The organism is Streptomyces toxytricini (assembly GCF_014649915.1).
GTDB classification, from domain to species: domain Bacteria; phylum Actinomycetota; class Actinomycetes; order Streptomycetales; family Streptomycetaceae; genus Streptomyces; species Streptomyces toxytricini.
Genome location: NZ_BMTY01000039.1, coordinates 1 through 11,781 on the forward strand (window position 1 = coordinate 1; position 11,781 = coordinate 11,781).

The 11,781-nt window shown below is 76.2% G+C and carries 12 protein-coding genes; 5 read left to right on the forward strand and 7 right to left on the reverse strand.

Annotated elements, in window-relative coordinates; translation table 11 throughout:
• Window positions 1-250: 250 nt before the first annotated feature.
• Entirely contained in the window at window positions 251-940 is a 690-nt protein-coding gene (locus IE170_RS31885) for a class I SAM-dependent methyltransferase (RefSeq protein WP_229885363.1), read from the reverse strand.
• A gap of 111 nt (window positions 941-1,051) precedes the next feature.
• Window positions 1,052-1,708 carry a hypothetical protein gene (locus IE170_RS31890; RefSeq protein ID WP_189812968.1) on the reverse strand — a complete coding sequence of 219 codons (657 nt, stop codon included), beginning with the start codon at window positions 1,706-1,708 and terminating at the stop codon, window positions 1,052-1,054.
• Between the two features lie 225 nt (window positions 1,709-1,933).
• On the opposite strand from IE170_RS31890, the gene IE170_RS31895 reads away from it, so the two are divergent.
• Window positions 1,934-2,395 (forward strand): BP74-related protein, encoded by a 462-nt coding sequence (locus IE170_RS31895; RefSeq protein ID WP_189812969.1) that lies wholly within the window; start codon window positions 1,934-1,936, stop codon window positions 2,393-2,395.
• 3 nt (window positions 2,396-2,398) lie between these two features.
• On the opposite strand, the gene IE170_RS31900 is transcribed toward IE170_RS31895, so the two are convergent.
• Window positions 2,399-3,229, reverse strand: coding sequence for a class I SAM-dependent methyltransferase (locus IE170_RS31900; RefSeq protein ID WP_223856951.1), 831 nt, complete (start codon window positions 3,227-3,229; stop codon window positions 2,399-2,401).
• Window positions 3,230-3,411: 182 nt separating this feature from the next.
• Here IE170_RS31900 and IE170_RS31905 point away from each other — a divergent pair, with 182 nt between their 5' ends.
• From IE170_RS31905 to nadE, 3 genes are all read left to right on the forward strand, one after another.
• Window positions 3,412-3,867, forward strand: coding sequence for an NUDIX domain-containing protein (locus IE170_RS31905; RefSeq protein WP_189812970.1), 456 nt, complete (start codon window positions 3,412-3,414; stop codon window positions 3,865-3,867).
• A gap of 95 nt (window positions 3,868-3,962) precedes the next feature.
• The gene (locus IE170_RS31910) at window positions 3,963-5,348 is read left to right on the forward strand and encodes an MBL fold metallo-hydrolase (RefSeq protein ID WP_229885370.1); all 1,386 of its coding nucleotides are present in this window, start codon (window positions 3,963-3,965) and stop codon (window positions 5,346-5,348) included.
• A 153-nt stretch (window positions 5,349-5,501) separates the two neighbouring features.
• Window positions 5,502-6,332 (forward strand): NAD(+) synthase, encoded by an 831-nt coding sequence (gene nadE, locus IE170_RS31915; RefSeq protein ID WP_189812972.1) that lies wholly within the window; start codon window positions 5,502-5,504, stop codon window positions 6,330-6,332.
• A gap of 2 nt (window positions 6,333-6,334) precedes the next feature.
• On the opposite strand, the gene IE170_RS31920 is transcribed toward nadE, so the two are convergent.
• Together IE170_RS31920 and IE170_RS31925 are read right to left on the reverse strand one after the other, a co-directional pair.
• Window positions 6,335-6,943, reverse strand: coding sequence for a GNAT family N-acetyltransferase (locus IE170_RS31920; protein WP_189812973.1), 609 nt, complete (start codon window positions 6,941-6,943; stop codon window positions 6,335-6,337).
• An 8-nt stretch (window positions 6,944-6,951) separates the two neighbouring features.
• A complete protein-coding gene (locus IE170_RS31925; RefSeq protein WP_189812974.1) occupies window positions 6,952-7,593 on the reverse strand; it encodes a GNAT family N-acetyltransferase in 642 nt (213 codons plus the stop codon).
• Window positions 7,594-7,806: 213 nt separating this feature from the next.
• On the opposite strand from IE170_RS31925, the gene IE170_RS31930 reads away from it, so the two are divergent.
• On the forward strand, window positions 7,807-8,547 hold the full coding sequence (locus tag IE170_RS31930; protein WP_189812975.1) for a siderophore-interacting protein: 741 nt from the start codon (window positions 7,807-7,809) through the stop codon (window positions 8,545-8,547).
• Between the two features lie 22 nt (window positions 8,548-8,569).
• Here the strand turns inward: IE170_RS31930 and IE170_RS31935 are convergent, their stop codons facing one another.
• Together IE170_RS31935 and IE170_RS31940 are read right to left on the reverse strand one after the other, a co-directional pair.
• Complete coding sequence (locus tag IE170_RS31935) at window positions 8,570-10,348, reverse strand: thiopeptide-type bacteriocin biosynthesis protein (RefSeq protein ID WP_189812976.1); 1,779 nt, start codon at window positions 10,346-10,348, stop codon at window positions 8,570-8,572.
• Between the two features lie 7 nt (window positions 10,349-10,355).
• Window positions 10,356-11,781 (reverse strand): YcaO-like family protein (locus IE170_RS31940; RefSeq protein WP_229885371.1); only part of this gene is annotated, 1,426 nt, incomplete at its 5' end.

Here is an 11,781-nt window from a genome sequence, read left to right on the forward strand (position 1 = left end):
GACCGAAAGGGAGCGCCCTTGAGGGACCGGCCCGCCCCGGACACCATCAACTGCCGGGGACACCCCCAGCACCCTCCTTGATGCCGGCTGATCGGCTCCCGGCCACCCCCACCCGCGCCGCCGCCATGTGACGCCGCCCGCGCGGCTTCCGCCTCACCCGGCTCCGCCGTCGCCATGCGACGCCGCCCGCCGGGCTCCCGCCCCACCCGCTCCCGCCCCCTCCCTCCGACCCTGACCACGCCGCCCCCGCCTACCTCTCCCCGCCGCCCGGCCTGCGCGCGTAGCAGAACAGGTGTTCCTCCGGGGCCGCCAGGGCGCCGTCGGGGAGGAACAGGGAGACGGAGTGGTGCAGCAGCTCCAGGCCGCAGTCCTCGCGCAGGAGGCGCAGGTAGGCGTCGGTCGAGCAGCTCGACACCCTCACGCGCCGGCCCATCCACTCCACTTCGGCGTCCTCCACGTCGGCCGGCACGGTCGCCGACACCAGGTAGCCGCCCGGCACCAGCCAGCCGGCCATCCGCCGCAATGCGGCCGAAGCCTCCGCCCGGGTCATCATCAGCAGCGGGAAGAAGGAGCAGACGGCGTCGAAGCCGCCGTCGGGGGTGAAGTCCCGTACGTCGCACTGCTCGAACCGTGCCTTCGGGACCTGGGCGCGGGCAAGGTCGACCATGACGCGTGACACGTCGATGCCGGTCACCTCGAACCCGGCGTCGGCGAGCCGCTCCGCGACCGGGCGGCCCGTGCCGCTGCCGACGTCCAGGACGCGGGCGCCGGGCGCCAGCCGGGCGGTCAGCCAGTCGACGGCGTCCGACTGTGCCGGCAGCCGGCCGAACGCCTCCTCGTACGCGATCCCCAGCCCGTCGAACAACTCGGCGGCCGACACCGGCCGCCCGGCGTCCGCCGCACCGGCCGGATCCCCTCCTGCACCCACTCCGCTTCCCACACCGCTTCCCTTCCCCCGTGCCGGACCACCCGCGGCCCGCGCCCGCGGACCACCCGCAGGCCACAGCAGGCCTACCCCGCCGGCCCCCTGCGCTACCACCGGCCACCCGCATCAGCGGCGGGGCCGCCACCCCCGGGGCATGAGGCCGGTGCGCCGGGCGAGGGCGTCCTCCTCGGCCGAGCCGCGGGCGCCGCCCGGCTTCGAGCGCGTCACGTACCGGAACGGCAGCCCGCCGGGCAGCGCGAGCATGCCGCCGAACCGGGTGTCGCCCGCGAACCACACCTCCTGCGGCGGCCCGGCCGGCTGCGGCACCGCCGGCCCGTCCCAGCCCTCCCCGGGCGGCGGGAACGAGCAGTGGCTCTGCCCGTCCGGCCGGAGCAGGACCACGCGGCCGTCCGTACCCCACCGGCGGCCTCCCTCCCGCCGCCCCTCGGCGGCGACGACGCGCACCTCCTGCGCGGCGCACGGCCACACCTGCCAGCCGTAGCAGGCCATGACCAGCCGCTCCCTTCGCCGCGCCCGCCGCCACAGGAGCATGAGCCCCACCGTCACGGCGACGGCCGGCAGGAGCACTGCGGCCGCGCCCAGGGCCGCCGCGGATCCGGGCCCGGCGGCCGCCGTGACGGCGGCGAGCAGGGCGGCTTCAGCGGCCGCCGCCCAGGCGCCCCACCGCAGGCCGCGCTCCCGCCGGCGCAGGACCTCCGCGGCGCCGGGCGTGTCCAGGGCCGCCCCCGGGAGCACCGGGTATCCGTACGTGCTGGCTGACATGGGCGGCTCCGTGGGGTCGGAAGGGCAGGTCGGGGAGTGAGGATACGGGCGGCGGGGCCGCCGGAACTGCGGAGCGTGGCCCTCCGGGCAGGGGAGCGGCCGTACTTGGTGTCCTTTGGGGCAGTTTCACGGCACAAGTGACCATTGGGGCTGGTGAGTTGACTACGTTGCGGTTTCGAAAGGCCGATAGGCCCATACGACCCACCAGGTACGGAGGTACCGGACATGCGACGAATCCTCACCCGCGCCGGCAGTGTCGCGGCAGTCTCGATGCTCGCGCTGGCGCTGGGCCAGCCCGCCCAGGCCGCCCAGCCCGCCGAAGGCGACGCCGTGTCCGCGACGGCGCGGGCCAGCTACTTCGAGTTCACCGACGGCACGGACACGTTCGTCATCAAGCTCACCGACGCGGCCAAGATCCGCCAGGCCCGGGACATCCTCAGCGGCGTGGACACCGAGAACCGCGGCGTCATGGGCACCGTCGTCAAGACGCCCGCCTCGTACAACAAGCCGTGGACCTACCATCTCGATCCGAACTCGGTGCAGTTCTTCGGCATGGCGATGGAGGTCTGCGACGCGAGCATCGCCTACGTGGACGAGCACCTGGACGAGGTGGGCGGGGCGCTCCTGCCGCGTTCCACCTGGTGCCCGTGGCACTCGAAGCTGACGCGCGAACTGCCCAGGCCGTAAGGGTCAGGCGCGGGGGCGCTCGGCGGTGACGACGTAGTAGTCGAGCAGCCCCCGCTCCCAGGCATGCAGGAAGTTCCGCGGCCAGGTGCCCGGCTCCCACTGGGCGGACAGCCAGTGGTCCCAGCCGGGCCACACCGCCGGACCGATGGACTCCGCCCGCGCGCCCTCCAGCCCCGACCGGGTCAGGGCGTCCGTCAGGTCGGCGGGCTGCCGGGCGATGTCCAGCCCGTCGGCGAAGGTCGTCAGCAGTTCCGCCAGCAGCTCCGGGGCGGCCGGGTCGGCGGCGAAGAAGCTCGCGACGGCGAGCCGCCCGCCCGGCCGCAGCACCCTGGCCGCCTCCGCGGCGAACGCCTCCAGGTCGTCGAAGTGCTGGGCGGCCTCCACGCTGTAAACACGGTCGAACTCGGCCTCCCCGAACGGCATCCGCTCGGCCGCCCCGCGCACCAGCCGGAACCGGGCCGGCCCGGCCGACGCCAGGAGGCCGGTGTTGGCCCGGCGGGCCCGCTCCAGCTGCTGGGGGTGGATGTCCATGCCGGTGATCCGCGCCGGGGCGTACTCCTCCAGGGCCAGCGCGCAGCCCACCCCGAGGCCGCACCCGACCTCCAGCACCTCGCCGCCCTCCACGGGGCCGACGGTGTCCAGCACGTGCCGGTACAGGTCCTGCTGGCTGCGGATCCGGTCGGCGACCGTCAGGGGGCGGCCCAGGTCGCCGGGCTGCCAGTAGCCGAAATTGATGAAGCCGCCGGCGAAGACGGGAACCGCGCTGAGGTCCGCGGGGCCGTACGTCTCCCGGACGGCGGGCCGCATGCCGTCGGTCCGTTCGCGTTCCGTCATGTGCCACCTCCGTGCCCCAGTGTGACCGGCCGGCGACGCCCTGTCGACGGGCTCCGTCCCGCCCACCGCCCAGCGCGCCGCCGGCTCCGGGCCAACCGAACCCGCCCGCCGCCGCGTTGTTACCGTGGCCGCCGACCCGTCTGCCGGAAGCGGCGGCCCGCCCGCCGTGACAGGAGCACCGCATGACCCCGTCCGCCCGCCGATCCACGGCCACCGCATCGGCTGCCGCCGTCGTCACGGACGGGCAGGGCAGGGTGCTCGTCGTCAACCCGGTGTACAAGGAGCGGTGGAACCTGCCGGGCGGCCACCTCGACGAGGGCGAACTCCCCACGGCGGCGCTGCGCCGCGAGCTGCGCGAGGAGATCGGCCTGGACCTGGAGGTCGGCGGCCTGCTGGTGACGGCGTGGCTCGCCCAGCCGGAGGGCGCGCACGTCTTCCACGTCTTCGAGGGCCCGCAGCTGACCCCGGAGCAGCAGCAGCGGATCACCCTCCAGGAGTCGGAGATCGGCGAGATCCGCTTCTGCCGGCCCGAGGACATCACGGCGGACATGGTCCCGCCGCACGTGCTGCCGGTGTGGCAGGCGGCGCTGACCGCACGGGAAGAGGGGCGGCCGGCCTACCTCGAACTCGCCCCGTGACCCCGGTCCCCGCGCGGGAGGGCGCGTACCGGCGGAGAATGGAGGCGCGCCCGCGCGCCCGCCCCGCCCGGGGCAGCCCCGTCCTGGAGGATGCCGTGTCCTTCGCAGACGACCACCTGGTCCCGCTCGTGGACGAGGGCCTGGGCAACAGCTCCTACCTCGTCGACCTCGGCGACGGCCGCGCCCTCGCCGTCGACGCCTCCCGCGACCTGCGCATGCTGCGCTCCGCAGCCGCCCGGCGCGGCCTGCGCGTCGCCTTCGCCGCCGACACCCACCTGCACGCCGACTTCCTCTCCGGCGCCCGCCAGCTCGCCCACGACGACGGCGCGGCCGTCCTCGCCTCCGCCGCCGGGCGCCGCGCCTTCGACCACGCCGGGCTGGCCGACGGCGACGAGACGGACCTCGGCGGGCTCGCCCTGCGCGCCCTCGCCACCCCCGGCCACACCGACGACCACCTCGCCTACCTCCTCCTGGACGGTACGCACACGCTCGGCGTGTTCACCGGCGGCTCCCTCATCGTGGGCGCCGCCGCCCGCACCGACCTGCTCGGCGCCGACCGGGCGGCGGAGCTGGCCCGCGCCCAGTACCGCTCTCTCCACAGGCTGGCCCGCCTCCCCGACGCGACCCCCGTCTGGCCCACCCACGGCGCCGGATCCTTCTGCTCCGCCCCGCCCGGCACCGAACGCACCACCACCGTCGGCGCGCAGAAGCGCACCAACCCGCTGCTCGCCGCTCCCGACGAGGAATCCTTCGTCCGCGAGCTGCTGGACGGCCTCGGCTCCCACCCCGCCTACTTCGCGCGCCTCGCCGAGGCCAACCGCCGCGGCCCCGGCCTCCTCCCGGACGACGCCCCCGCCCTGCCCGCCCTGACCCCGGCGCACGTACGGGCGTTGCTCGCCGGGGGCGCGTACGCCCTGGACGTGCGCCCCGCGGCGCAGTTCGCCGCCGGGCACATCCCGGGGGCCGTGTCGATCCCCCTGCGCCCGGCGTTCGCGACCTGGCTGGGCTGGCTGCTGCCCGAGGCGGCCCCGCTGGTGTTCGTCGCCGAGCCGGGCCGGCCCCCGGACGACGCGTTCTGGCAGGCGTACAAGATCGGCTACGAGCGGCTCGCCGGCATCCTGGAGGGCGGCATGCCGGCCTGGCTGGGCGACGGGGGCCGGCAGGCCGCGACTCCGCTCCTGCCCGCCGACCGTGCCGGGGGCCGTCCCTACCTGGACGTCCGCCAGCGGTCGGAGTTCACCGCCGGGCACGTGCCCGGCGCCGTCCACATCGAACTCGGCTCGATCCCCGGCCAGGAGGACGGGGCCCCGCCCGGAGCGCTCGTGGCCTGCGCGCGCGGCGAGCGGGCGATGACCGCCGCCAGCCTGCTGGAACGCGCCGGACACACCGGGCTCGCCGTCCTCGCCGGCGGGCCCGCCGACTACGCGGCCGCGCACGGCCGGCCGCTCGTCGCCGGGGCGGAGGACGAAGCGGCCGCCTGACCGCCGCACCGCCGGACCGCCGAGCCGCGGCCGTACCCGGCCGGACCGCCGCCGGGCGGCCGGAAGGGGGCCGCGCGGCCGTTTGGGCTAGGGTCGGTCCGGAAACACCGAACCGCCCCCGCGTACCCACACGCACGACCCCGAGGAGCAGCCGTGAGCGAGCCGGCGTCCACCGCCCTGCAGCAGGAGATCGCCCGGGACCTCCAGGTCACCGACTCCTTCGACGCGGAGCGCGAGATCGAGCGCCGCGTGGCCTTCCTCGCCGGGAAGCTCACCGGGAGCGGCCTGCGCTCCCTCGTCCTCGGCATCAGCGGCGGCGTGGACTCCACCACCGCCGGCCGGCTGTGCCAGCTCGCCGTGGAGCGCGCCCGCGCCGCCGGGCACGAGGCGTCCTTCTACGCGATGCGCCTGCCGTACGGCGTCCAGGCCGACGAGAAGGACGCCCAGCTGGCGCTGTCGTTCATCCGCCCCGACCACGTCCTGACCGTGGACGTGAAGCCCGCCAGCGACGCGGCGCTCGCCGCCGCCGTCGCCGCGGGCGTCGTCTTCCGCGACGCCCACCACCAGGACTTCGTCCAGGGCAACATCAAGGCCCGCCAGCGCATGATCGCCCAGTACGCGGTCGCCGGCGCCCACGACGGCCTCGTCGTCGGCACCGACCACGCGGCCGAGGCGGTCTCCGGGTTCTTCACCAAGTTCGGCGACGGCGCCGCCGACCTGGTGCCGCTCACCGGCCTGACCAAGCGCCGCGTGCGCGCCGTGGCGGACGCGCTCGGCGCCCCGGCCGAGCTGGTGTGGAAGGTGCCGACCGCCGACCTGGAGACCCTCGACCCGGGCAAGGCGGACGAGGACGCGCTGGGCGTCACGTACGACGACATCGACGACTTCCTGGAGGGCAAGCCGGTCGACGAGCGGGCCTACGACATCATCGCCCGCCGCTACCGGGCCACCGAGCACAAGCGGCAGCTGCCCATCGCCCCCTGAGGTCAGCGCCGCGGCGGGGCGTCCAGGAAGAGCAGACGGGCGCGCTTGGCGGGGATGCGGACCTCCGGCAGGTCGATCTCGGGGAGGTCGACCTCCGGGCCGCGGGCGAAGCCGGCCCGTTCCAGCCTCGCCACCGCCTTGTGGTTGGCCGGGTCCGGATCGGCGACGAGCCGGCGGGTCCCCGGCAGCCCGCCCAGGTACGACAGGAACGCGCCCAGCAGGGCCGCCGTGTGGCCCGGCCGCGGCGGACCCGACGGCGGCCCGATGAGCAGGTGCACTCCCACGTCGCCCGGCCGCACCGGGTAGCACTCCGACACCCGGTCGGCGGCGCAGTCGTACGACTGGAACAGCGCGGCCGGCACGCCGTCCAGGAGGGCCAGGAACGCGTGGTGGGTGTCCCGGCGGTCCAGGTCCTCGTACACCTCGCGGACCAGTTCGCGGTCCGCGCCGCCCATCCCCCAGAACCGGGCCCGCTCCTCGCTCACCCAGCCGTGGATCAGCCCGGCGTCGGCCGCCGGGTCGACGCGGCGCAGGGAGATGCGGCCGAAGCCGTCGGCGGTGCGGGCGTACAGGGGCCGGAGCCCCGTGGCGTTCCGGTGCGCTGTGGGCATGCGGGTTCCTAGGGGGTCGGGGTGCTCCCGTCGGCGGGCGGCAGCACGGCCGGGCGGTCGAGGAAGGCGAGCACGGCCCGCTTCTCCGGGAGGTATATCTCCGGCAGGTCGATTTCCGGCAGAGTGATCTCCCCCTGCGGGACGAAGCCGAGGCGGCCCAGCAGCGCGACCGCCTTCTCGTTGCGGGCGTCGGGCTCGCCGACGGCGCGCAGGACGGCCGGGTCGCGGAAGGCGAAGCGGGTCAGCGACCCGATCAGCGTACGGCTGAAGCCGGGCCGGTGCCGCCCGTTCGCCGGGGCGAGCATCAGGTGGACGCCGATGTCGCCCTCCCGCACCTCGTAGCACAGGCTGATGCGGTCCTCGGCGGGCTGGTACGTCTGGAACAGCGCCACCGGCTCGTCGTCGAGCCGCACCATGTACGCGTGGTGGGTGTCGCGGCGGTCCACGTCCTCGTAGATCTCCTGGACCAGTTCCCGGCTCGCGCCGTTCATGCCCCAGAACCGGGCGCGCTCCTCGACGACCCACGAGTGGAGCACGGCGGAGTCCGCCGCGGGGTCGACCGGGGTGAAGCGGACGGTGCCGAAGCCGGGGACGGTCTCGGTGTGGACGTCCGCGCGCGGGGAGGCGAGGGCGGTGGACTCGGGTCTCATGGCGGTTCTTCCGTTCCTTCGTGACATCCGGCCGGATCGCGGGCCGGCGCGGGGCGCCGGCCACCCGGGGCCGGGGCCGGCCGGCCGTGCGGGGCAGGCGGCGGCAGCGGTCGGTTCCGCGGGGCGCCGAGGGGCGCGCGGGGGCCCGTACCACTGACCGAAATTATTAGGTTAGGCTCGCCTGACTATACGGCGTCAGGAAAAGGGGCGGACATGGCGGTCGGCAAGGGCTGGGAGGGCGTGGTCCTCAAGCTGCTGCGCGGCAAGGACTTCACGTTCACGGTCACCGGGGCGGAACAGGTCACTCCCCACTACCGGCGCCTCTCCTTCACCGACGGCGGACTGCTCGCGGCCGCCGGCGACTCCCTGCACCCCACCATGTGGGTCCGCCTGTGGTTCACCGACAACGGAAAGCCGCACCAGCGCGCCTACACCCTCGTCGACCCCGACCCGGCCGCCGGCACCTTCTCCCTGGAGTTCGCCCTCCACGACGGCGTCGCCAGCGACTGGGCGCGCACCGCGGAGCCCGGCGCCACCATCGACGCCACCGTGCAGGGCACCGGCTTCACGACGCCCGCACCGGCCCCCGAGCGGCTGTTGGTGATAGGCGACCCGGCGTCCCTGCCGGCCATCAACTCCCTGCTGGACGCCCACCCGCAGACCCCGGCCACCATCTGGTTCGAGACCCAGCACGAGGACGATGCCGACCTGCCCGTCCGCCTCGACGCCGACCGGCACGACATCCGCCGCATCCCCCGCTCCGGCGGCGGCGCCGCCCTCGTCGAGCGCATCCGCGCCGAACTCCCCGGGCTGGCCCCCGATCCGCAATCCGCGTACGTCTGGCTGGCCTGCGACACGGCGACCACCCGCACCCTGACCGGCTACCTGCGCAAGGAGCTCGGCCTGCCCAAGCAGAGGGTCAACAGCCTCGGCTACTGGCGCCCCGCGGCCTGACTTCCGCCCGGCTGCCGCCCGGTCATCCCGCCGGGCGGCCGAGCGGCAGCAGGTACTGGACGGGCTCGTCGAGGTCGTCCAAACCCAGCAGTTCGTGCGCCAGGTCGTCCTGGAGGCCCCCGAGCGGGATCGTCGCCAGCCCGAACGCGCCCGCCGCCAGCTGGAGCACCTGGGCCAGGTGCCCTGCCTCCAGCAGTCCCAGCCGCAGCGCCCGCAGCCCGTACCGGCCGCGCAGCAGCCCCAGGTCGAGGTGGACGGCCAGGACGGCCGGCGCCGCGTCGATCCCGACGGCGTCCGGGTGGCCCTCCGGGAGCGCCAGGTACGACGACAGCGCCTTCAGCGCCTCCACCTCCGGCGCCGGCCCGAGGCGCACCAGCGACCGCCGCTCCGGCGCGCAGTGGTAGGTGCCCGAGGGCAGCCCGGCCACCTCCAGCGCGAGCAGCCGCACCCGCACGCTGTACAGGGCGCCCGCGCTGGGATACGGGCGGTGCCGCAGCTTCCGCTCTGTCCCGTCGGCCGTGACCTGCCGGGACGCGTGAGCCGGGGCGTGCGCATGCCACAGCACGCCGCCGAGCTCCGCAGCGTCGAGCGGCCCCGTGAGCGCGCCGCGCGCCGAGCGCCGGCCGAGCAGCGCCTCGCCCAGGGACACCTGCGGCAACGGCGCCGCGGGCAGCGGGACCTCACCCTCGACGAGCCGGCCGTCCGGGGCGGAGGGCGGCCGCGGTATGTCCCGGACCGCCGTGTCCTGACCCCGGCCGATCTGGAACTTGCTCCGCTCCAGGTACTGGTAGTCGGCGGCCCGGGCAGTCCTCTCGAAGAACCCGCCTCCTTGCGGCCCGTCCGGCGGCCCGCCGTCGACGGGCTCCAGCAGGGCCCGGCCCGCCAGCCGGCACACGGCCCGCTCCTCGTCCGGGGCCACCCCCAACCGGTTGAACAGCATGTGGAGTTGCGAGGCCCACACCCACAACCGCCGATCCGCCCGCTCCGGCACGCCCGGCGCGGGCGCGGGGACCAGCTCCCGCAGCCGGGCGTCGGCCGCGCGGACCTGCCGCACCCACTCGGCGAGCCACGGCGCGGCCCCGCCCTCCGCCACCCCGGCGCGCGCGGCCCGCGCCCGCCGCGCCAGGCCCTCCCGCTGCGCGGCGAACACCGCGTTGACGCGGGCGTGGACGGCGGCCCCCGGCAGCGGCCGCACCTCGTCGACCCATCGCCAGGACGCGGCGTGCCGCCGCAGCCATCCCGCGGCCGCCAACTCGTCCAGGCCGAGCGCCGCCGCGGTGGCCTGCGCCAGCTCCAGCGCCTGCCCCAGCCGGTCGGCCCGCGCGGGCAGCGCACGCAGCGCGGCCACGGCGGCCCGCGTCGCGTGTACGAACACCTCCTCGGCGACCGGGAGCGCCTGCGGGCCCCCGTACCGATCGGTCTCCGGCTCGTACGGCACCGCCCGCACCTCCCCGTGGCGGACCGGCCAAGGCCCGGCGACGACCGGCGCCGTGCCGGCGGCGAGGTCGCCCAGCTCCGCCGCCAGCCGGGCCGCGCCGACCGGCCCGGACCCCGGCCCCCGGAACCGGATCCGTAGGTGCGGCCCGCCTTCGCCGTACCGGATGAAGAACCAGGCACCGCCCGACTCCGGCCCGAACCGGGCGTCCATCAGCGGGGCGAGGGCGCCGGTGACGAACGCGTCGGTGTCCGCGGCGCCGGTGTGCAGCGCCAGGTGAAGGCTCTGCCAGCCGGCCGCCGGATCGTAAGGGGCAGAGGCACGGGCCGAAGGACGGGCCGCGGGAGGGTACGCCTGAGGGGTCATCGGAACCTCACGGGAAGGGGTGCGGGTACAGGGGCAGTTCGTCGTGCCGCAGCGGGCGCGCGGTGCGGCCCAGCCGGTACGGCACCTCCAGCAGCCGGGGCAGGCCGAGGGTCCGCCGGTTGACGTGCCCGAACGTCATCGGGAGCGTGCCCGGCACGACGACCTTCGCGCAGTGCAGCCCCAGCCGGTCCCGGACGCCGGGCTCGTCCTGTGCCACCACGACGACCTCCAGCCCCCGGCCGGCCAGCCGGGCCACCGTCTCCGACAGCAGCACCGTCAGATCGGCGACGGGCGCGGGCGCTCCCGGCCACCGCTCCTGCCAGGGCGCCGCCCCCGTGTCGGCGAACAGGAACTCCAGCCGAGGCTGCGCCTCCGGCAGCGCATTCAGCCCCACGTGGTCGTCGAGGCCGACCACCAGCTCGGGCCGGTCCAGCATCGGCCGCAGCCGCTCCGGATCGCGGGCCCCGCCCGGACCGGCCGGCCGCTGCGCGGCGTCCTGGACGTTCGTCACGACCTCCGCCACCGCCGAGCGGACCGCGACGCGCGGATCGTGGTGCGCGCCCGCCGCGAGGAACGCGCGGGGCGCCGCCGGATGGCGGCCCTCGTAGCGGCACACGGCCACCACGGCGGGCACACCGAGGTCGTTCGTGGCGTCCAGCAGGCGCAGCCGGTAGCCGAGCAGCTCCGCCCGCGCGGCCAGCGCTCCCACCAGCGGGTCGCCGGCGGGCAGGGCGACACCCGGCAGGGGGGTGCCCGCGTACCAGGCCATCAGGAAGGCGTCCCGCTCCGCCACCTCGAACAGCCCGTACAGGGCCGCCTCCTGCGGGCTGTTGCCGAGCCCGCAGCCGTTCGACGACTCGTACACCACCCGCGCCTTGGGCGGCGCCCCGTGCGGCGGGTCCGGCAGGTCCCAGTACGCGACGTGCTCGGGGACGGCACGGGCCCGGCCCTCCGTCAGCGACCAGCCGTACACCCAGTCCAGCTCCAGGTCCGGCCGGTACGGCACCGTCCGGGAGGCCGGGTGCCCGTGGTGCACCGGGTCGGGCAGGCCCAGCCGGACCGGGTCCACCGCCGCGCCCGGGCCCAGCTCCGCGAAGGAGGCCCGCAGCACGGTGCGCCGGCCCATCGGCCGCATCCCGGCCAGCCGCTCCACGCTCTCGAACAGCGCCACGCGCTCGCTGGAGCGGAAGTCCGCGGCGCGCCCGTACCCGCCGTCGTCCAGCAGCCGGCCGTCGGTCACCCAGGCGGTCGTCAGGCCGAACGCGGAGTCCTCCGTTCGGAACAGGCGGCGCACCGGGCCGAACCGCTCGTCGTGCAGCTCCGTCCGCAACGCCTCCGCGGCCGTACGGTCATTGGGGCCGCGCAGCTCCGCCGGGTCCGGAAGCGGACGCGGGACGGCGGGCAGCTCCGCGGCGGCGGGGGAGTCCTCCGGC

What these genes read in the sequence shown, in the direction of transcription:
- IE170_RS31890 (WP_189812968.1), bottom strand. Translation starts at nt 1,708, where the DNA reads ATGTCAGCCAGCACGTACGGATACCCGGTGCTCCCGGGGGCGGCCCTG.
- IE170_RS31895 (WP_189812969.1), top strand. Translation starts at nt 1,934, where the DNA reads ATGCGACGAATCCTCACCCGCGCCGGCAGTGTCGCGGCAGTCTCGATG.
- IE170_RS31900 (WP_223856951.1), bottom strand. Translation starts at nt 3,229, where the DNA reads ATGACGGAACGCGAACGGACCGACGGCATGCGGCCCGCCGTCCGGGAG.
- IE170_RS31905 (WP_189812970.1), top strand. Translation starts at nt 3,412, where the DNA reads ATGACCCCGTCCGCCCGCCGATCCACGGCCACCGCATCGGCTGCCGCC.
- IE170_RS31920 (WP_189812973.1), bottom strand. Translation starts at nt 6,943, where the DNA reads ATGCCCACAGCGCACCGGAACGCCACGGGGCTCCGGCCCCTGTACGCC.
- IE170_RS31925 (WP_189812974.1), bottom strand. Translation starts at nt 7,593, where the DNA reads ATGAGACCCGAGTCCACCGCCCTCGCCTCCCCGCGCGCGGACGTCCAC.
- IE170_RS31930 (WP_189812975.1), top strand. Translation starts at nt 7,807, where the DNA reads ATGGCGGTCGGCAAGGGCTGGGAGGGCGTGGTCCTCAAGCTGCTGCGC.
- IE170_RS31935 (WP_189812976.1), bottom strand. Translation starts at nt 10,348, where the DNA reads ATGACCCCTCAGGCGTACCCTCCCGCGGCCCGTCCTTCGGCCCGTGCC.